Source organism: Chitinimonas sp. JJ19 (assembly GCF_036961565.1).
Taxonomy (GTDB): domain Bacteria; phylum Pseudomonadota; class Gammaproteobacteria; order Burkholderiales; family Chitinimonadaceae; genus Chitinimonas.
The window spans coordinates 22,892-43,224 of the sequence record NZ_JBAMDD010000008.1 but is presented as its reverse complement, the minus strand read 5'-3'; the positions used below and the strand labels follow the sequence as shown (position 1 = coordinate 43,224).

Below are 20,333 nucleotides of genomic sequence, written 5' to 3'. Positions count from 1 at the left end.
GGCTCGCCCCTTACCTTGTTTGCTGCATAGAAAGCTGACATGAGCGCCACGCAAGACCCACAAGACCCCAAGAAGCTTGCCGCCCTGACGCTGACCGCCCTGGGGGTGGTGTACGGCGATATCGGCACCAGCCCGCTCTACGCTTTTGCCGAGTGCTTCAGCCCGCATCATGGGCTGGTGCCCAATCCGGCGAATGTGCTGGGCATCCTGTCGCTGATCACCTGGGCGCTGCTGCTGGTGATCTCGTTCAAGTACGTGCTGTTTATGCTGCGCGCCGACAACAACGGCGAAGGCGGCATTCTGGCGCTGATGGCCCTGGCGCTGCGCAATACCCAGCGCCAGCGTGGCCAGTTCTCCATCTTTATCCTGCTGGGCATCGCCGGTGCGGCGCTGTTCTACGGCGACGGGGTGCTGACGCCAGCGGTATCGGTGCTGTCTGCGGTGGAGGGGCTCAAGGTCATCGACCCGGCATTTGAGCGCCTGGTGCTGCCGCTGACCGTGGTCATCATCATCGTGCTGTTTGCCGTGCAGCGGCACGGCACGGCCGGAGTAGGCAAGTTCTTCGGCCCGGTGGTGGTGCTCTGGTTTTTGTCGCTGGCCGTGCTGGGCATAGGCGGCATCCTGCGCGACCCCAGCGTGTTGAAGGCGTTGTCGCCGCATTACGCCATCCAGTTCTTTGCGGCACAGCCATTACTGGCGTTCCTGTCGCTGGGCGCGGTGGTGCTGGTGGTGACGGGCGGCGAGGCCATCTATGCCGACATGGGCCATTTTGGCCGCAAGCCCATACAGTATGGCTGGTTTGGCGTGGTGCTGCCGGCCCTGCTGCTCAACTACTATGGCCAGGGCGCCTTGGCGCTGCACGACCCCAGCACCGTCGGCCAGGCTTTCTTCCTGCTGGCGCCCAAGAGCATGATCTTGCCGTTGGTGATACTGGCCACTGGCGCCACCGTGATCGCCTCACAGGCGCTGATTTCTGGGGTGTTCTCCATCACCCGCCAGGCCATACAGCTGGGCTATATGCCGCGCATGAATATCGAGCATACCTCCGATAGCGAGATCGGCCAGATCTATATCCCCGGTGTTAACTGGGCGCTGTGTGTGGCCGTGCTGCTGCTGGTGTTCAGCTTCAAGACCTCGGCCAACATTCTGCCGGCCTATGGTTTTGCCATCTGCGGCATCATGATCATGACTACCGCTACGGCGTTTGTGGCGCTCAAGCAGGTGAACAACCCTGGCCGCACCCGAGCCATACGGGTGCTGCTGGTGGCATTTGCCACCATCGACATCGCACTGCTGGCGGCCAATGTACCCAAGATACCTACCGGGGGCTGGTTCCCCCTGGCGGTAGGCCTGGTCATGCTGGTGATGATGTTTACCTGGAAGCGAGGCAGGCGACAGTTGTTCCACCGCATACACGATGGCGAACTGCCGCTGGAGATGTTCGTACAGAGCATAGAGGCCAGCCCGCCGCACCGGGTGGAGGGGACGGCCATCTTCATGACCGGCAGCGCCGATACCACGCCACATGCTTTGCTGCATAACCTCAAGCACAACAAGGTGCTGCACGAGCAGGTAATCTTCCTCACCATAGGCTCTACCGATGTGCCCAAGGTGGCGGACAAGGATAAGCTCAAGGTGACGCGATTGTCGGCATCGTTCTGGCAGATCGTGGCGACCTACGGCTTTACCGAAGACCCGTCGGTGCCCGAGATACTGGTGCTGGCAGAGCGTGACCATGGCCTGGTTTGCGACGAGATGACCACCTCTTATTTCCTTTCGCGCGAGACCATCATCTGCGATCGCCATCCGGCCAAGCGCTACGATATGTCCTGGCCCCAGCTCAAGGTATTTACCTGGATGCAGCGCAATGCCTCCCGTCCCACCGATTTCTACAAGATTCCGGCCAACCGGGTGGTGGAGATGGGTACGCAGGTCGAGATGTAGCTACCGCCAGAAACGCAAAAGCCGGATCAGTGATCCGGCTTTTGCGTTTCTGGGGCTATCGTTCAGGCCAGCAGGGACAGCAGCTTGTCGAAGGCTTCGTCGAACAGTTTGAGGCCATCAGCCTGTAATTGCGCCGAGACGGCATCCATGTCCACGCCCAGTTCCGCCAACTGCGCCAGTACGGCGGCTGCCTGCTCGCGGTCGTCCAGCAGCCGTGGCTGGGCCTTGCCGTGGTCGCGGAAGGCGGCCAGGGTGGCGTCGGGCAGGGTGTTGACGGTGTCGGGGCCGATCAGCTCATCCACATAGAGGGTGTCGGGATAGGCTGGGTTCTTGGTGCCGGTGCTGGCCCACAGCAGGCGTTGCATATGGGCACCAGCGGCACGCAGATCGGCGCACTCGGCACCGTGCCAGCGGGCTTGCCAGCGCGCATAGGCCTGCCGCGCGACCGACACGGCGACCTTGCCCTTGAGCGCCTGGCCGGCCTGGCCCAGGCCATCGAGCCTAGTATCTACCAGGGTGTCAACGCGGGACAGGAACAGGCTGGCCACCGAGCGCAACTGGGCCACGCTGCCGCCACTGGCGATACGCTGGCGCAGGCCGGCGACGTAGGCGTCGAACACGGCGTCGCAGTGCTGCTGGCCAAACATCAGGGTGACGTTGACATTGATGCCGGCGGCAATGGCGGCGGTAAAGGCCGGCAGGCTCTCGGCCGTCGCCGGTATCTTGATCATGGCATTGGGTCGGTCTATCGCCGCCCACAGGCGCTGGGCAGCGGCCAGGGTGCCGGCGCCATCGCGGGCCAGATAGGGCGAGACCTCCAGGCTGACATAGCCATCCAGGCCGGCGGATGCGTGATAGCTGGCGGCAAACTGGTCGCAAGCCCCCTGCACGTCAGGCACAGCCAGGGCCTCGAAGCGTTGCTCGGCGCTCAGCGGCTGGGCTTTCAGGCGGGCCAGGTCGTCGCCGTAGCCGGCACCGGAGGAAATGGATTTCTGGAAGATGGCCGGATTGGAGGTCACGCCGGCCAGGCCGTCTTCGGTGATCAGTTTCTGTAGCGGACCGGCCAGCAGTTCGCGGGAGAGGTTGTCCAGCCAGATGCGCTGGCCCAGGGATTTGGCGACAAGCAGGGGGTTCATGGCAACGCTTTGCAGGTGGAACAAAGAGGCCCATCTTAGGGTAGACCGTGAGCCCAGGGCAACAGGCACCAATGGCAGTCTAGACAAGCTATGAACTGCCTTTGCGCTGCTCCGGGGCGCTTCCAGAAAACGCACTTTGGTCGCAATGCGGCATTGCCTGTCGAGACATTGAGGCCTCTTGGGGCGACCTACTTGCTGCTCAGCAGCAACTCCTGCGGTTCCAGCACCCGGTTGGCGGGAAAGCGGATACGGAAGCAGCTACCCTTGCCCAGCTCGCTGCTCACTTCGAGCTTGGCTTGATGGCGCTGGGCGATATGCTTGACGATGGCCAAGCCCAGACCGGTGCCGCCGGTGGAGCGGGAGCGGCCGCGATCAACCCGGTAGAAGCGCTCGGTCAGGCGGGGGATGTGCTGGGCTTCGACGCCCAGGCCGGTATCTTCCACGGCGAACACCCCGCAGCCGTCTTCCAGCCGCCACTTCAGCCTGATCTGGCCGCCTTCGGGGGTGTAGCGCACGGCATTGCTGACCAGGTTGCCAAAGGCGCTGTGCAGCTCGTCATAGTTACCGCGCAGGCCGGCCTCGCTGAGTACCTCCACGCACACCTGGTGGCGGCCCTTGGACAGGCCCTCGGCTTCGGCAGCCAGGATCTGCGCCAGTTGCACGGCATCGACCCTGTCCTCGCGGCCTTCGGCACCGCTTTCCAGTCGCGACAGCGTCAGCAGGTCTTCCACCAGCCGCTGCATGCGGCCAGTCTGGTCAAACATCATTTTCAGCTGCGACTGGCGGGTGGCGACATCCATATCGGGCATGTCGATCAGGGTTTCCAGAAAGCCGCCTACCACGGTCAGCGGCGTGCGCAGCTCGTGCGAGACATTGGCGACAAAGTCGCGGTGTACGGTCTGCACCCGCTCCAGCTGGGTGATGTCGCGGGTCAGCAGCAGCTTGCGGGTGCTGTCGAAGGGCACCAGTTGCACGCTGAGTATGGTGTCGCTGCCGGCCACGTTGCGGAGGATGACGGGCTGGCTGTAGTCCTGGGTGGTCAGGTAGTGCTGGAAGGCGGGCAGGCGTACCAGATAGGCCACATGCTGGCCCAGGTCTTTCTTGCGATCCAGCCCCAGGTGTTGCATGGAGCGCGGGTTGCACCATTCGATGCGGTCATTGCTGTCCAGCACCACCACGCCCTCGGGCATGGCTTCGCCGGCGGCCACAAAGCGGTCCAGGGCGGCCGAGAGCTTGCGCTGGCTCTTGCCCTGCGCCCGCACCATGCGGTACAGCCGGCTGTAGACGCCTTCCCAGGCGCCGTAGCTTTCCGGCACAGTATCGGGGGTGGGGTCGTTGAGCCAGCGGCCCAGGCGATCCAGGTTGTAGAGGTGATAGCCCAGCAGGGCCAGCAGGCTGCCCGACAGCACGGCCAGCGATATCCGCCAGCCGACGATGGGCTGCAGCAGCAGGGCCAGGAAGATTGCGCCTAACAGCAGCGCGGCAGTACGCCACCAGAACATGAAGTCAGTCCGTTCAGAAAAACGCAGTAGGCACGGCGGCCTGATAGCCCCGCCGTGCCGCGACCACTATCGGCTTGTGCCGAGTTTACAGGGCGGAGAGCCGGTAGCCGGTGCCACGTACGGTCTGGATCAGTGCATCGTGCCGGGTGGCCTCCAGCGCCGAGCGCAGGCGGCGGATATGCACGTCCACCGTGCGTTCCTCCACGAATACATGGTCGCCCCATACATGATCCAGCAATTGGGCACGGGAGTGCACGCGCTCAGGGTGGGTCATGAAAAAGTGCAGCAGGCGGAACTCGGTGGGGCCCAGGTCTATGGGCTGGCCGTTGCCGTTGACGCGGTGGGTGGCGGGGTCCAGCGACAGGCCCTTGACCTCGACCAGGTCGTCGGTCATCTGTGGCGCGCGGCGGCGCAGCACCGCCTTGATGCGGGCTTGCAGCTCGCGGGGGCTGAAGGGCTTGGTGATGTAGTCGTCGGCCCCGGTCTCCAGGCCGTTGATCTTGTCGGTCTCTTCCGAGCGGGCGGTCAGCATGATGACCGGCACCTGCCGGGTGCGCTCGTCGCTGCGTATCTTCTTGGCGAACTCGATGCCGGACATGCCGGGCAGCATCCAGTCCAGCAGGATCAGGTCGGGCAGGGCGTTCCTCACCACGCTCATGCCGGCCTCGGCAGAATCGGCGCGCAGGACGTGGTGTCCGGCCTGTTGCAGATTGAAGGCGATCAGTTCCTGGATGGCGGGTTCATCTTCGACGAGCAGAATATTGGCTGGCATCTTGGGTAGGCTCTGTTGTGCTCTGGATTGAGGAGTTGTTGCGAGCTTAAGTAACCAGCGTGACGGAAATATTACAAGTCATCAGATTATAATGCGCTGCCTTGCCCCATGCCTGGGATATACCCATACCCGGCAGGCGGCCCAACGCGGTATCATAGTGAGTTGACGTGTACATGATATCGCTTCCCCATGGCTGGCCTGCGCTCCGATAGCCCCATTCCTACCGAACTTACCCTGCATGCGGCCAGCCGTGTGCTGGAGGTGGCGTTCGACGATGGTGCGCGCTATCACCTGCCTTGCGAATACCTGCGGGTGTATAGCCCGTCAGCCGAGGTGCGTGGCCATGGCGGGCCTATGCAGACCGTGCCGGGCAAGCGCCTGGTAGGGATACGCGGCATTGAACCGGTAGGCCACTATGCCGTGAAGCTGGTGTTTGACGATGGCCACGACAGTGGCCTGTATGGCTGGGATACGCTGTACGAGCTGGGCCGCGATCAGGCGGCCAACTGGAACGACTACCTGCAAAGGCTGGCGCTTGCCGGCCTCTCTCGAGACCCCGTATGAGCGAAGACCAAACCACCCATTTTGGCTACAAGACCGTTGCCGAATCGCAGAAGGCCCAGAAAGTGGCCGAGGTCTTCCATTCTGTGGCCAAGAAATACGATGTGATGAACGACCTGATGTCCGGTGGTCTGCACCGGGTATGGAAGGCCTTCACCATTGCCCAGAGTGGTGTGCGCGAGGGCGGCAGGGTGCTGGATATCGCTGGCGGCACGGGTGATCTGTCGCTGGCTTTTCTCAAGCGGGTGGGCAAGAGCGGCCAGGTCTGGCTGACCGACATCAACAGCTCCATGCTGACCGTGGGGCGTGACCGCCTGCTGGACAAGGGTTACTTGAACCCGGTGGCCCAGTGCGATGCGGAGAAGCTGCCCTTCCCGGCGAATTATTTTGATTGCGTTACCGTGGCTTTCGGCCTGCGCAACATGACCCACAAGGATGCCGCGCTGGCCGAGATGCTGCGCGTGCTGAAGCCCGGCGGTCGCCTGCTGGTGCTGGAGTTCTCCAAGGTGGCCAAGCCGCTGGCGCCGCTGTACGACCTGTATTCCTTCAAGCTGCTGCCCAAGATGGGCGAGCTGGTGGCCAATGATGCGGCCAGCTACCAGTATCTGGCGGAGTCCATACGCATGCACCCAGGCCAGGAAGAACTGGCCCAGATGATGCGCGACGTGGGCTTTGCCAAGGTGGACTACTTCAACCTGACCGCTGGCGTGGTGGCACTGCATAAAGGCTTCAAACTCTGATGGCGGTGCCTTGCCCCGGTTGCCGCGCACCGATGACAGCGGCCCACTATGCCCGCCGCCAGGGCGGCACGGTGGAACTGGACTTCTGCTTCAGCTGCCAGTTGATCTGGCTGGACCAGCACGAGAGCGCCCAGTTGGCGCCCCAGGCGGTGGTGCAACTGTTCGAATTGTTGCATGTCCATAAGGAAGAAGGCCGTTACGGCCTGCCTGACAAGTTTAACTGCGTACGCTGTGGCGTTGCTATGCAGCTGACTCACGATGCAGTGCGCAATAACCGCTTTGTCTACCATCGCTGCAGCGCAGGGCATGGCCGACTGATCGGGTTCTGGCATTTTCTGCGCGAGAAGCAGTTTGTCCGCGACCTGAGCGCACCGGAGCGGCAGGCATTGGCGGTGACCGTGGCCCAGGTCAAATGCACGGGCTGTGGTGCGCCGGTCGATATCCGCAAGGACGAGGCCTGCGGCTACTGCCGTGCGCCGGTAGCGGTGCTGGACAAGGAGGCGGTGGCCAAGGCGCTGGAAGGCTATCGTGCCGTGCCCATACCGCAAGCGGCTGCTGCACCGGCCGCGAGGCCGGCGCCAGTGCCGGCGCAGGCCAGCAACGGCAGCGGCAACCTGATTGATGCGATCGATCTGGTAGGTACCGGGCTTGCCGTGGTGCTGGCGTTACTGGACTAAAAGCGGCATGGTGGACGCCATGCAGCAAAACGGCCGGAGGTGGAAACTTGGCCGACACTCGATAATTTGATTTATTGACTTGCTGGGAACGTTAAAAATGAGCATTGGTTTGTTTATCGACGGCGCCTATGCCTATAAGGCATTCGGCCGGGAAAAGATCAACTACCTGGAATTGCGCAAGCTGATAGAAGAGGAACTGGGTGACCAGGTGGATGAAGGCTATTTCTTCAATGCCGACGACAACCAGTCCATGTCCTCCAAGCTGCACAATGCCTTGTCGTTTCCCTATCCCAAGGGCCCTGGCCTGCGGGTGAAGAACTACTGGCTGCAGAAAAAACAGCTGTACTGGCCCAACCACCTTGGCGGCGGCCCAGTGGTGCACCCCGAGCAGACACATGTGACCTACGAGATCACCACCCAAAAGGCGGTTGACGTGGGCCTGGTCTATCACATGACCCGTTCCTTCCATAAGCGCAAATGGACCAAGCTGGCCTTGTTTGCCGGCGATGGCGATTTCCATGAGCCGGTGCAGAACCTGGTGGAGTACGAGAACGTCGATCTCTACCTGATCGGTTCGCTCAACAGCATCGCTGATGTACTGCGGCCCTATGCACGCCGCATCATCGAGGTGGATACCGATCCGGTGAAGAGCCGTCTGCGTTTTGTTGACCGTTGGCGCGAGCCCAACGAGCGCTACAACGACGAACAGCCGGTCTGATCCATGCTGCGGCTGGCCTTGCTCAATCACCTGCTGAACCAGCGGGCAGACCTGCGGGGCGAGTTGCGCCACCATGCCGGACAGGTGGCTGCCATCAGCGTGCCGCCTTTACGCCTGGTGTTTGCCATTGGTGAGGACGGCCATCTGCTGGCCAGCGAGGCCCCCCCTCACGCCAGTATCGCGATTGCCCCCTGGCTGCTGCCCCGCCTGGCCTTGCGCGACCCTGCCGCCGAGCGTGAGTTGCAACTGACCGGCGACAGCCAGTTGGCGGCCACGGTAGGCCGGGTACTGCAGGCGTTGGATTGGGATGCGGAGGCGGATCTGGCACGGGTGGTCGGCGACATACCGGCGCACCGGCTGGCCAGTTGGGCACGCGAATTGGTGGGCGACCCCCGCCGTATTGCCCGCAACCTGGCCGAAGCCACCCAGGAATACCTGCAGGAAGAAGCGCGGCTGCTGGCTACCCGGCCGGCCACGGCGCATTTCGTGGCGCAGGTGGATACCCTGCGTGACGACGTGGCCAGGCTGGAGAAACGGCTGCAGCGGCTGGAACGACCCACCACGCCACCCGAGATGCCATGAGCGAGCTATTGTTCCGTACCGACGCCTATCTGCGCCAATGTACTGCCACCGTCACAGCCGTGGACGAGCAGGGGCTGCAGTTTGACCGCACCGTGTTCTACCCCAACGGCGGCGGCCAGCCTGGCGATAGCGGCCAGTTGCTGCGCCAGGATGGCAGCAGTGTCGTCATCAGCAATACGGTGAAGGGGGCGACGGCGGATGCCGTGGTGCACCTACCCGCCGAGGGCAGCAGCTTGCCGCAGGTGGGTGAGGAGGTGACCCTGGTGCTGGATTGGGATCGCCGCTACGCCCATATGCGCTACCACACTGCCCTGCACCTGCTGTGCAAGGTGGTGGCGGCACCGGTCACCGGTGGCCAGGTGGCGGTGGACAAGGCCAGGCTGGATTTTGCGGTGGAGATGGAAGCGCTGGACAAGGATGCCATCGAAGCAGGCCTCAATGCCCTGGTGGCGGCGGCGCAGCCCGTGACGGCCCGCTGGGTGGACGAAGCCGAGCTGGATGCCAATCCCGAACTGGTCAAGACCATGTCGGTATCGCCCCCGCGTGGCACGGGCACGGTCAGGTTGATCGAGGTGACCGGCACCGACCTGCAGCCCTGTGGCGGTACCCATGTGCACAATACTGCCGAGGTAGGCCGCCTGGTAGTGCAGAAGATCCGCAGCGAAGGCAAGCAGAACAAGCGCATCATCATCGCCTTCGCCTCCTAACACACAGCAGGCGGGTACTGTCCCGTCCCATTCATGTTCCTTCTGCGCCTCTTCAAGATCATCCGTATCGTCTTTGCCTATGGCCTTGATGAGTTCATCCTTGGCCATGAGCGCGTGCGTGGGCTGGAGGCGCTGGTCCGGCTGGTATTGTTCTGGCGCCGGCTGGATGCCCCGCGCGCGGTCCGTTTGCGCCGCGCACTGGAGCGGCTGGGGCCCATCTTTGTCAAGTTCGGCCAGGTGCTGTCCACCCGGCGCGATCTGCTGCCACCCGACTTGGCCGACGAGCTGGCCCGCCTGCAGGACAAGGTCAAGCCTTTCGACAACCGGCTGGCCGAGCAGGTCATTACCGAGGCGCTGGGCTGCCTGCTGGAGCAGGTGTTCCGCCGTTTCGACGCCAGCCCCGTGGCGTCGGCCTCTGTCGCCCAGGTGCACTATGCCGAGCTGCATGATGGCCGGCGGGTGGCTGTAAAAGTATTGCGTCCCGGCATCCTGCCGGTGATCGAATCGGACCTGGCCCTGCTCAAGGTCATGGCCTGGCTGGTGGAGAAGCTGTTTGCCGATGGCAAGCGGCTCAAGCCCCGCCAGGTGGTGGCCGAGTTTGATCGCTATCTGCATGACGAGCTGGATCTGCAGCGCGAAGCCGCCAATGCCAGCCAGCTCAGACGCAACTTTCTGAATAGCGACAAGCTGATCGTGCCCGAGGTGTTCTGGGATTACACCAGCCGCAAGGTCATGGTGCTGGAATGGATGGACGGCACGCCCATCTCGCAGATCGATGCCATGCAGGCTGCCGGCATAGACCTGAAAAAACTGTCGCGCTTCGGGGTGGAGATATTCTTTACCCAGGTGTTCCGCGATGGCTTTTTCCATGCTGACATGCACCCCGGCAATATCTTTGTGGCGCCGGACAATCGCTATATCGCCCTGGACTTCGGCATAGTCGGCAGCTTGTCCGACAACGACAGGCGCTACCTGGCCATCAATTTCCTGGCTTTTTTCCAGCGCGACTACAAGCGGGTGGCGACAGCCCATATCGAATCGGGCTGGGTGCCTAAGGAAACCCGCGCCGAGGAGCTGGAGGCGGCCATACGGACCGTCTGCGAGCCCATATTCGACAAGCCGCTGGCCGAGATATCGCTGGGCCAGATACTGCTGAGGCTGTTCGAGACCTCCCGCCGCTTCAATGTGGAAATCCAGCCACAGCTGGTTTTGTTGCAAAAAACCCTACTCAATATCGAAGGCCTGGGCCGCCAGCTCGACCCCCAGCTGGACCTGTGGGCCACCGCGCAACCCTTTCTGCAGCGCTGGATGAACGAGCAGGTGGGCTGGCGTGCGCTGTTGCGCCAGATCAAGAACGAAGCGCCTTATTGGGCGGAGACTTTGCCTGCGCTGCCGCGAGCCATTGCCAACCTTGCCGACCCGGCAAGGCAGGCTAAGCTGATTGAAGTGACTGAGCATTTGCTCGAGAGCCAGCGCCAGCGCAATGAATGGCTGGCCACCATCGCCGGCTTGCTGGCGGCGCTGCTGGTGATACTGGCACTGGTATTACGCTAGCCCGGCAGGCGCTCCGGGAGGCGAGGCAGAACATGCGCCCTTCCTTCAACTCCCGGAGACTGCACGTGCGAACCTTCAAGCCCCTAGCTCTTGCCGTAACCTCCGCACTGGCCGTCACGGCCTGGGCGGATGAGTCCAGCTTCAGTGTTTCCGGTTTTGGCACGGTCAGTGCCGTCAAGACCGATACCAACGATGCCCAGTTCCGCTCGGGCACTCGCCAGCCCAACGGGGCGGACCGCTCTGTCAACTTTGGTGTCGATACCAAATTAGGGGTGCAAGTGGTCGGCAAGGTGAACGAGCAGTTCTCCGCTACCGTGCAGGTGCTGTCGCAAAAGAACCGCGACGGTAACTTCAAGCCCGATGCCGAATGGGCCTTTCTCAAGTACAACATCACGCCTGATCTGTCCGTACGCGGCGGCCGCATGGGCCTGCCCATCTTCCTGATTTCGGACTACCGCAACGTGGGCTACGCCAATACCTGGGCAAGGCCGCCGGTGGATGTATACAGCCAGGTTGCCGGGGCCTCCTACGGCGGCCTGGACCTGATCTGGAAAATGTCACTGGGCGACAATACCTTGACGGTGCAGCCCTATGTGGGTGAGTCCAAGTCGGAGTTGCCCAGCGGCTTTGATTTCCATTTCAAGAAATTGCTGGGGGTCAACGCCACCTATGAAATGGGCTCCTGGTTGTTCCGGGCCGGCTATGTGGGCACGGATATCACCGCCACCAGCCCTGGGCTGACCACCCTGATTGCCACCATGCGCGGTGTGGCGGCCAACCCTGCATTGCCGGCATCGGTGCGCGACCCCTGGGGCAGGGCCACCGATGAACTGGAGATCAAGAAAAAGAAAGCCTCGTTTGCTGGCCTGGGGGCCATCTACGACGACGGCCAACTGGTGTTCCAGGGCGAATACACCCAGCGCCGCACTGATAGCCTGGTAGAGGATACCGATGGCTGGTACACCACCCTGGGCTACCGGTTCGGTGACTTCATGCCCTATGTCAGCTACGCCGATGTCCGTACCGACCTGAACCATGCCGCAGACAACCTGCCTACCCCTACTCCCAGCCTGGCTGGTTTGAAGGCGGCCATCATCGATACCAAGGCTGGGGCCGATCAGAGCACCACGACCGTGGGCGTGCGCTGGAATGCCTGGAAGAACGTGGCGCTCAAAGCCCAGTTTGACCGGGTGGAGACGGAAGTGGGCAAGGATCATTTCTTTGCGGCCGCCAAACCCGGCTTTGCCGGCAAGTCGGTGAATGTCTACACCGTTGCTGTCGATTTTGTTTTCTAAAGGGGGACGACCATGAAAATCAGTCATTTCGTGCTGGTCACCCTGTTGACCGCAGTGGCGCAGGCGGATGTGGCCGTGGTGGTCAATCCCAAGGCGGCGGTGGATAGCCTGTCGGCCGAGCAGGTGGCCAACCTGTTCCTGGGTAAGGCCAATAGTTTTCCCGGTGGCGGGGCGGCTACGCCGGTGGAGCAGACCGATGGCGCCACCCGAGCTGAATTCAGCACCAAGGTGCTGAAGAAGGACTCGGCAGGGGTGAAGGCACACTGGGCCAAGATGCAGTTTACCGGCAAGGGCACCCCGCCCAAGGAGCTGGGCGGCAGCGCCGAGGTGAAGAAGTTTGTGGCGGGTAATCCCAATGCTGTCGGTTATGTCGACAAGGCTTCGGTCGATGGTACGGTCAAGGTGGTGGGCAGCTTCTGAAGCCTGCGGGCAGTCGCCTGGCGTAGCCAGTTCTGCTGTTGTGGTGCAATGAAGCGGGCGCTTTGGGCGCCCGTTTTCATGTGCCGGCGCGGTGGCATGTGTCTGCCGGAGGCGAGGCGGCACATGCCGATAGCATCAATCGGGCAACAAAATCGTCATCAGGACTCGCCAGTGCGCAAAGTGATCGACGGGCGGGCATTGCTCACTAAGCATCTAATCAGCAAGCGAAATTTCCGCAATAGCTTGCTGTGGCAAGGCCGCAGCAGGGATATCCGATACCACATACGGGTTGAATTGCTGCGCCGCTATGAGGTAGGGTGCGCGCTGATCATCGAACCGGCCCGCTTGCTGCAAGGCAGTACGGCGGGTTGCGATGCGCCATCGAGCCCCTGGGGACCCCTTGACGGGGTGCTTGGCTGGGCTTGCCCAAGACACCCATTCTGAGAGAATTCCATGCGGACCAAAAAAGAGCTGATCGACGCACTTGCCGAGCGTACCCAACAACCCAAGACCGTTACCGAAGCTTTTGTCGATGCCCTGGGCGATGCCCTGCGCGACACCCTGGCCAAGGGCGAAGAGGCTGTGTTGCCGGGCGTAGGCAAGTTCTCGGTTAAGGCCAAGGCTGCCAAGACCGGCCGTAACCCCAAGACGGGCGAAGCCATCCAGATCGCCGCGCGCAAGTCGCCAGCTTTCAGCGCCCTGAAGGCCCTGAAGGATGCCGTCAACGGCTGATCGTCGTGCTGGCGGGGTCTCCCCCGCCGTACGTAAGAACCCCGCCCTGGCGGGGTTTCTTATTGCCTTCGCGGTGGACTGCAGGCGCTAAGTGTCAGCGGGCTGTACGCCATATGCGGCGAATTCGGTAGCGAATTCGTTCAGGGACTCGTCGATGAAATCCGGCACATAGCGGGTCATGATGTCCAGCAGCACCAGGCTGTTGACCGCCGCGTCGTCCTGCGTGGCAGCACGCAAGCGCTCGGCGAAGTCGCGATTCATGATGTGCAGCTGCTGGTAGGCCTGCCGCAGGCCCTGCAGGCGCCAGTCTGCTACCTGTCCTTGGGATTGCCGCAGGTATTGGCCCAGCAGGTACATGGAGGCAACCCGGTAGAGGGTTTCCCGTTCGGTGGCAAAGGGTAGATGGAAGCTGGCCATGGGAGCCAGGAAACGGGTATGGGGGCAGCCGCTGGTTGCGGTAAGCAAACCCATCAATGAGCTCAGGGCGCGCTGCGCCGTGGTGCGCAGGCTGACGGTACGTGCCTCCGTGATTACCGTAGCCTGCAGCGCCTCGTGCGAGCATTGCAGGCTGGTGGTGCTGACCAGATGGCTCAGGCGCACCGCCAGCGGGCATTGCGGGACCGCTGCCTCATCCAGGGGGCAGTGGCGGCAGCGGTGGAACGACAAGTCCAACCAGCCGGCATGCCTGCCGTCGGGCGGGGTGGTGGCGTCGACCACAAACTGCTGCTGCCGGCCATCGTCGTAGCGCAGGAGGTAAGTGATATTCCCCATGGGGCCTTTCTGGCAGTTCCCTTCAGGCGGATGCTGCACCTGGCATGGTGTGCCTCCGTGGTATAGGCAAAGCTGCCGGCTGTGTCCAATCCGACACAGGCTCGGTCTGATACAGCTAGCAGTAGGCGGGGCGGGATGCAGGTTTTTCAGGGTATGAGCAGGACAAAGCTATGGCGCCCTGGGTGTGGGGCAGGCTTTGGGCACCGATGGGATGTGCTTTTTGCCGTGCTCACCCAAATGGGGGAGGCGGGGTGGCAGTCGGGGCTGCTATCCATCAAGAAAGGCGCTGCAACTTGCCGCATTGCATGCGTCCAGCGCCGGGCGGGCCAGCAGACGACATCGCAGATGGTGGTCTTTCCCGCTTACCCGAACAAGCTGTCGTACAGATAGCCTTGCCGTTGTCGTGCTCCACATCTGCCATGATGGGGCGTCGAGGAGGAGAGCATGGCAACCCTGATGGTCATCAATGACCTTTTGTACCAGCGCGACCTGCTGGCAGCCCTGCTGAGGCGGGCCGGCTACAGGGTACAGGTGGCGTCAGTGGCGGAGGTGATGGCTCAGGTGCGAGACAGGGCCTTGACCGCCGATATGGTGGTGGTGGACATGAACTGCCTGGCTGCCGATATCGCTGAGCTGCTTAGTGTGATGCTGGGCGATGTGGGAGGAGCAGCAACGCCGGTTCTGGTCTGCGCCGATGCGGCAAAGGCGACGGAGGCCCTGCAGTTGTGCCAGCGCCATGGGCACTTGCAGCTGCTGAAAAAACCCTATGAATCGTCGCATCTGCTGGCTGTAGTACAGACTGCACTGCGCAGCCGGCATAGCCCTGACCGCCCGGCTGGATCGCAGCCTGTCGTCGCCGCCTTGCAAGCATCCGTCGATGGCAATCCTCCTGGCCGCGTGGCATCTGACGCCCAACCCCAGGATGGCGAGTTTCACAAGCCTGCGTGGCTGGCGCTGCAGGCTGCGGCATCGCTCTCGGCTGTGGGGCTGGAGCGACTTGCCGCGCAGCGCGCTGCGGTGATCGAGCTGGGCTTGAGTCTGACATCCGAGCGGGATGTGGATGCCATGCAGGCTGTCTTTGTCACGGCCTGCCAGGCCATACTGGGGGCGCGCTATGCGGCAGTGGGCCTGAGCGACCGGCATGGCGTGTGGCATGTACGTGGCTGTGGCCTGCAGCCGCAACTGCTGACCGCGTTGGCGGCAGTGCCGGCGGCGGGCAGCCTGCTATACCAGGTGCTGGCATCCGAGCAGGTGCAATGCTGGCATACCGGCAGGCAGCATCCCTCCGGTGCCCTGCCGCCAGGGCATCCGGCTGTCCAAGCATTGCTGGCCGTGCCCCTGCGCTCCCTGACCACCATACACGGCTGGATGTATGTGGCCGAGCCGCAGGGGCAGGCCGACTTCAATACCGATGATGAGCACCTTGCGGTGACGCTGGCGGCCCAGTTGGTGCTGGCCTATGAGAATCTGGTGCTGTACGAGCGTGTCCAGCACTACGCCGGTTCGCTGGAGCGGGAGATCAGCCAGCGCCAGGCTGCCGAATCCCGCTTGCAGGAGACCGACCAGCGCTTTAAGCAGTTGGCGGAGAACATCAACGAAATCTTTTTTCTCAGCAACCCCGACAACACCGAGATCTATTACATCAGCCCGGCCTATGAGGCGGTGTGGCAGCAAAGCTGCGACAGCCTGTATGCCGATCCGCAATCCTGGGGTAGGGCCATACACCCTGATGATCACGTCAAGATAGGGGTGATCATCGCGCGCATGACCAGCAGCGGGCGATTCGACGAGGAGTACCGCATCGTCCGGCCCGATGACACCGTGCGCTGGATACGCGCCCGGGGTTTTCCCATTGTGGATGGGCAGGGCGTGTTGCAGCGGGTGGCAGGTATCGCCGAAGACATTACCGAGCTGAAGACCCAGCAGGACAGGATAAGCCGGCTAAATCGGCTGTATGCGGTGCTGTCCGCCATCAATTCCACCATCGTGCGGGTGCATCAGCGCCAAGCCTTGTTTGATGAGACTTGCCGTATTCTGGTGGAAGTGGGGCGGTTCGGTGCGGCCTGGATAGGGCTGCGCGACCAGAGCACGCTGGCTATCCGGCCGGCCGCCAGCAAAGGGGCCAGCCCGGCGCTGCTGGAGCAATTGCACCGGGCGCTGGATGCCGAAGGCCCACGGCAGACCCTTAGCGAGGCCATGCGCACCGGCCACACCACGATCTACCATGACTGGCTGCGGCGCTATGCTGATGGCAGCCTGAGCGATCCTTCCCTGCTCAATGCCTTTCGCTCTGCCGTGGCTATGCCGCTGCGGGTGGGTGGGGCGCCGGTGGGCATATTGAGTCTGTATGCCCATGATGCCGATTACTTCGATGACGAGCAGATGCGGCTGCTCAATGAGTTGGCAGGTGATGTGTCCTTTGCCCTGCAGTACATAGAGCAAGGCGAAAAATTGCATCAGCTGGCCTATTACGATGCGCTGACCGGCTTGCCCAACCGTACCCTGTTCCACGACCGGTTGGTGCAGATGCTGCAGAATGCCCGGCACAGCGAGGTGCGGGTGGTGGTGATCATGGTCGATCTGGCGCATTTCCGGCAGCTCAACGATACCTTGGGCCGGCATATCGGTGATGGCCTGCTGCAGGCGGTGGGGGAGCGCTTGATGGCGTCGGTGGCGGAGCCCTGCACCATTGCGCGGGTCTCGGCCGATACCTTTGCCGTGGCAGTCGGCGAGCTCGCGCGCGAGGCCGATGCCACCTCCATCCTTCGGCGGCGTATCTTCGGGCCGCTGGAGCAGCCGTTTACCGTGCCATCGGGCAGCGTGTTCCTGTCGCCACGGGCGGGCATCGCCTTTTTCCCCGACGATGCCGGTGATGCGGAAACCCTGTTCTCCAGGGCAGAGATGGCCCTGAAGCAGGCCAAGCGGCTGGTGGAGTCCCATTCCTACTATTCGCCTGAAATCAGCTCCAGCATTGCCCAGAAACTGACGCTGGAAGCGGCGCTGAAGTCGGCGCTGGATGACCACCAGTTTGTCCTGCACTACCAGCCGCGTGTCTGCCTGCAGTCCGGCCATATCGTGGGCGCGGAGGCCTTGATACGCTGGCAGCACCCAGAGCTGGGGCTGGTGCCGCCGGCCAGCTTTATTCCGCTGGCCGAAGAGAGTGGCTTGATCGTCCCCATCGGTGATTGGGTGCTGCGGGAGGTATGCCGCCAGCAGGCCAGCTGGGCGCTGGCGCATTGCGAGCTGGTGCCTATTGCCGTCAACCTTTCCGCCGTGCAGTTCCATAAAAGCCCCTTGCAGGAGACCATCCTGGCCGCCCTGGCCGATGCGGGGTTGGATGCGCAGTATCTGGAGCTGGAGCTGACCGAATCGGTGGTCATGCGCAATCCGGATGACACTGTGCATACCCTGCAGGCCTTGCGCCGCAAGGGCATCAAGCTGGGGCTTGATGATTTTGGCACCGGCTATTCGTCCCTGGCCTATCTCAAGCGCTTCCCATTCGACCTGGTCAAGATAGACCGGACCTTTGTCACCGATATCACGGTCAACCCGGGCGACGCCGCCATAGCCACGGCAGTCATTGCCATGGCGCACCAGCTCAAGCTCAAGGTGGTGGCAGAGGGGGTGGAAACGGAGGGGCAGCTCAACTACCTGCGGGAGCAACGCTGCGACGAGATACAGGGCTATTACTTCAGCCCACCCTTGCCGGCGGATGACTTTGTCGCCCTGCTGCGCGAACGCAGGCAACTGGCGCCGGTGCAGCGCCCCGATGGGGAGTCGCGTACCGTGTTGCTGGTGGACGATGAGACCAGCATCCTGCTGGCGCTCAAGCGCATGCTGCGCAACGAAGGCTACCGGGTGCTGATGGCCAATAGCGGTGCCGAGGGACTGGAGATGCTGGCGGTCAACCGGGTACAGGTGATCATTTCCGACCAGCGCATGCCCAATATGTCAGGGGCGGAATTTCTCAGCATCGTGAAGGAGATGTATCCCGACACCGTGCGCATTATCCTGTCGGGATACTCTGACCTGCAGGTGGTGACCGAGTCCGTCAATCGCGGCGCAGTTTTCCGCTTTCTGACCAAGCCTTGGGAGGATGAGCAACTGCGCGAGCATATCCGGGATGCGTTCAACCGCTATCGCCCCAGTACTGAACTGCGCTGAACGATTGCTGTCCGGTTGCTGCTGGCGTGCTTGACTGGTGCATATCCCTTTTCGGAAATCCCTAGGGTCTGTTGCGGTGTGGGCCAGGCGTGCGATTATCCACCCCTGTCCATTCAACAGAACTGTCTGCCCATGTCGCTGCTCTCGCAAGGTGTTGTACTGCTCGCTTCCGCCGTGGTGGCGGTGCCCTTGCTCAAGCGCCTGGGCCTGGCCTCGGTACTGGGCTACCTGGCGGCAGGGGTGGCCATAGGCCCCTGGGGCCTGGGGCTGATTGCCCAGCCTGACGCCATACTGCACACCACCGAGTTCGGCGTGGTGCTGCTGCTGTTCATCATCGGGCTGGAACTACAGCCCTCGCGGCTATGGGTACTACGCCGGGCGGTGTTTGGCCTGGGCGGTGCCCAGGTGCTGCTGACCTCCTTGTTGCTGGCCCTGCTGGCCTGGCTGCTGGGTCTGCCCTGGCTGGCGGCGACCGTGGCAGGCCTGGCGCTGTCGCTGTCTTCGACCGCCTTTGTGCTGCAGATGCTGGCTGAGAAGAACCAGCTCACCACCCGCCATGGGCGTGACGGCTTTGCTGTGCTGCTGTTTCAGGATCTGGCTGTCATCCCCTTGCTGGCCATTTTACCGCTGTTGTCGCCGCTGGCCTCGACAGCCAGCCGACCGCCCGCCTGGGTGTCGCTGGCCGCCGTGGCGGGTGTGGTGCTGGGTGGGCGTTTCGTGCTGCGCACCTTGTTGCGCAAGGTGGCCAAGGCCAATAGCCATGAGCTGTTCGTGATGGCCACCCTGCTGATCGTCATGGCGACCGCCTGGGGCATGGAGGCGGCCGGGCTCAGCCTGTCGCTGGGGGCCTTTCTGGCTGGGGTGCTGTTGGCGGATTCCGAATACCGGCACGAGCTGGAGGCCAATATCGAGCCGTTCAAGGGCGTGCTGCTGGGCTTGTTCTTTGTGGCGGTGGGGATGGCGGCCAATCTTGGCCTGCTGCTGGCGCAGCCGCTGCTGTTGCTGGGCCTGGCATTGGGCCTGATTCTGGTGAAGGCGGCCGTGCTATTGCTGATAGGCCGGTTGGCCGGCATGGAGGGCCGTACCCAACGCCGGTTTGCAGTCTACCTGGCGCAGGGCGGTGAATTTGCCTTTGTGTTGCTGACCCTGGCCGTGGGCCAGCATCTGATGGACAAGGCGACGGCGGACCTGCTGGCCATGGTGGTGACGCTCTCCATGGCCATGACGCCCTTTGTGGTGCTGCTGCATGAGCGCTGGATTGCGCCACGGCTGGACGAGCAGACGGTGCGTGAGTTCGATCAGATCCAGTCGGACCAGCATAGGGTCATCATTGCCGGCTTTGGCCGGTTTGGCCAGATCGTGGCGCGGGTGCTGCGTATGCGCAAGATACCGGCCACGGTGCTGGAACACAGCTTTGAACAGGTGGACTTTGTCCGCCGCTTTGGCAACCGCATCCACTACGGCGATGCCTCGCGGCTGGATGTGCTGCGGGCGGCGGGCGCTGCCGATGCCGAGCTGTTCGTGCTGGCCATAGACGATGTAGAGGCCTCATTACGCACGGCCGAAACCGTGCGCGAGCACTTCCCTCACCTCAAGATCTACGCCCGCGCGCGCAATCGCTTCCACTACTACCGCCTGCGCGACCTGGGCGTGACGGTGGCGACCCGCGAAACCTTTGCCGCCAGCCTGGAAATGGCCGGTGGGGTGCTGCAGGGGCTGGGTGTTTCATCGGTAGGTGCGGCCAGCACCTTGGCGGCATTCCGCGCCCATGACGAGGCCCTGCTGGACAAGCAATACGCGGTGCACCATGACGAAACCCAGCTGATGCAGACCGCCCGCGATGCCGCCCAGGAGCTGGAAGGCCTGTTTGAATCTGACGGGGAGAAAGATGCCCCCAGTGCCAGTGGCGCGCCCGACATAGAGGATATGCGTAGTTGGGGGGCGTAAAGGGGCGGCTTGTGCGGGGGGCGTGGATTTAACCGGGGAATAGCCTATGGGTTCAGGCTGCGCTGACGTTCAGCGCCAGGGGGGCCTGGCGCCTGCCATGCCCGCCATCGG

General features: G+C 62.8%; 17 protein-coding genes. 13 read left to right on the top strand and 4 right to left on the bottom strand.

The window, feature by feature from the left end; translation table 11 throughout:
* The first annotated feature begins 39 nt into the window (after window positions 1–39).
* Window positions 40–1,944 carry a potassium transporter Kup gene (locus V7714_RS11490; protein WP_335709846.1) on the top strand — a complete coding sequence of 635 codons (1,905 nt, stop codon included), beginning with the start codon at window positions 40–42 and terminating at the stop codon, window positions 1,942–1,944.
* A gap of 62 nt (window positions 1,945–2,006) precedes the next feature.
* Here the strand turns inward: V7714_RS11490 and tal are convergent, their stop codons facing one another.
* From tal to phoB, 3 genes are all read right to left on the bottom strand, one after another.
* Complete coding sequence (gene tal, locus V7714_RS11485) at window positions 2,007–3,080, bottom strand: transaldolase (RefSeq protein WP_335709845.1); 1,074 nt, start codon at window positions 3,078–3,080, stop codon at window positions 2,007–2,009.
* Between the two features lie 188 nt (window positions 3,081–3,268).
* The gene (gene phoR / locus V7714_RS11480; RefSeq protein ID WP_290333357.1) at window positions 3,269–4,582 is read right to left on the bottom strand and encodes a phosphate regulon sensor histidine kinase PhoR; all 1,314 of its coding nucleotides are present in this window, start codon (window positions 4,580–4,582) and stop codon (window positions 3,269–3,271) included.
* Window positions 4,583–4,667: 85 nt separating this feature from the next.
* Window positions 4,668–5,354 carry a phosphate regulon transcriptional regulator PhoB gene (gene phoB / locus V7714_RS11475; RefSeq protein ID WP_284194977.1) on the bottom strand — a complete coding sequence of 229 codons (687 nt, stop codon included), beginning with the start codon at window positions 5,352–5,354 and terminating at the stop codon, window positions 4,668–4,670.
* 189 nt (window positions 5,355–5,543) lie between these two features.
* Here phoB and V7714_RS11470 point away from each other — a divergent pair, with 189 nt between their 5' ends.
* The 10 genes from V7714_RS11470 (at window position 5,544) to V7714_RS11425 (ending at window position 13,340) form a co-directional block, all read left to right on the top strand.
* Window positions 5,544–5,918, top strand: coding sequence for a DUF971 domain-containing protein (locus V7714_RS11470; protein WP_335709844.1), 375 nt, complete (start codon window positions 5,544–5,546; stop codon window positions 5,916–5,918).
* The gene (ubiE, locus tag V7714_RS11465) at window positions 5,915–6,655 is read left to right on the top strand and encodes a bifunctional demethylmenaquinone methyltransferase/2-methoxy-6-polyprenyl-1,4-benzoquinol methylase UbiE (protein WP_290333355.1); all 741 of its coding nucleotides are present in this window, start codon (window positions 5,915–5,917) and stop codon (window positions 6,653–6,655) included. Before V7714_RS11470 ends, ubiE begins: the two co-directional genes overlap by 4 nt.
* Window positions 6,656–6,687: 32 nt before the next feature.
* Window positions 6,688–7,332 carry a hypothetical protein gene (locus V7714_RS11460; RefSeq protein WP_335709843.1) on the top strand — a complete coding sequence of 215 codons (645 nt, stop codon included), beginning with the start codon at window positions 6,688–6,690 and terminating at the stop codon, window positions 7,330–7,332.
* A gap of 97 nt (window positions 7,333–7,429) precedes the next feature.
* Entirely contained in the window at window positions 7,430–8,050 is a 621-nt protein-coding gene (locus V7714_RS11455; protein WP_284194973.1) for an NYN domain-containing protein, read from the top strand.
* 3 nt (window positions 8,051–8,053) lie between these two features.
* Window positions 8,054–8,632 carry a ubiquinone biosynthesis accessory factor UbiJ gene (locus V7714_RS11450; RefSeq protein WP_335709842.1) on the top strand — a complete coding sequence of 193 codons (579 nt, stop codon included), beginning with the start codon at window positions 8,054–8,056 and terminating at the stop codon, window positions 8,630–8,632.
* Window positions 8,629–9,339 carry an alanyl-tRNA editing protein gene (locus tag V7714_RS11445; protein ID WP_335709841.1) on the top strand — a complete coding sequence of 237 codons (711 nt, stop codon included), beginning with the start codon at window positions 8,629–8,631 and terminating at the stop codon, window positions 9,337–9,339. Before V7714_RS11450 ends, V7714_RS11445 begins: the two co-directional genes overlap by 4 nt.
* A 33-nt stretch (window positions 9,340–9,372) precedes the next feature.
* The gene (gene ubiB, locus V7714_RS11440) at window positions 9,373–10,893 is read left to right on the top strand and encodes a ubiquinone biosynthesis regulatory protein kinase UbiB (protein WP_335709840.1); all 1,521 of its coding nucleotides are present in this window, start codon (window positions 9,373–9,375) and stop codon (window positions 10,891–10,893) included.
* Window positions 10,894–10,958: 65 nt separating this feature from the next.
* The gene (locus V7714_RS11435) at window positions 10,959–12,188 is read left to right on the top strand and encodes a porin (RefSeq protein WP_335709839.1); all 1,230 of its coding nucleotides are present in this window, start codon (window positions 10,959–10,961) and stop codon (window positions 12,186–12,188) included.
* Between the two features lie 12 nt (window positions 12,189–12,200).
* Window positions 12,201–12,608, top strand: coding sequence for a hypothetical protein (locus V7714_RS11430; protein WP_335709838.1), 408 nt, complete (start codon window positions 12,201–12,203; stop codon window positions 12,606–12,608).
* A gap of 453 nt (window positions 12,609–13,061) precedes the next feature.
* A complete protein-coding gene (locus V7714_RS11425) occupies window positions 13,062–13,340 on the top strand; it encodes an HU family DNA-binding protein (protein WP_284194967.1) in 279 nt (92 codons plus the stop codon).
* Window positions 13,341–13,427: 87 nt separating this feature from the next.
* Here V7714_RS11425 and V7714_RS11420 read toward each other — a convergent pair whose 3' ends face one another.
* Complete coding sequence (locus V7714_RS11420; RefSeq protein ID WP_335709837.1) at window positions 13,428–14,111, bottom strand: DUF6901 family protein; 684 nt, start codon at window positions 14,109–14,111, stop codon at window positions 13,428–13,430.
* Window positions 14,112–14,555: 444 nt separating this feature from the next.
* Here V7714_RS11420 and V7714_RS11415 point away from each other — a divergent pair, with 444 nt between their 5' ends.
* Both V7714_RS11415 and V7714_RS11410 read left to right on the top strand, forming a co-directional pair.
* Window positions 14,556–18,275 carry an EAL domain-containing protein gene (locus V7714_RS11415; RefSeq protein WP_335709836.1) on the top strand — a complete coding sequence of 1,240 codons (3,720 nt, stop codon included), beginning with the start codon at window positions 14,556–14,558 and terminating at the stop codon, window positions 18,273–18,275.
* Between the two features lie 132 nt (window positions 18,276–18,407).
* Window positions 18,408–20,222, top strand: coding sequence for a monovalent cation:proton antiporter-2 (CPA2) family protein (locus V7714_RS11410; RefSeq protein ID WP_335709835.1), 1,815 nt, complete (start codon window positions 18,408–18,410; stop codon window positions 20,220–20,222).
* Window positions 20,223–20,333 lie beyond the last annotated feature (111 nt).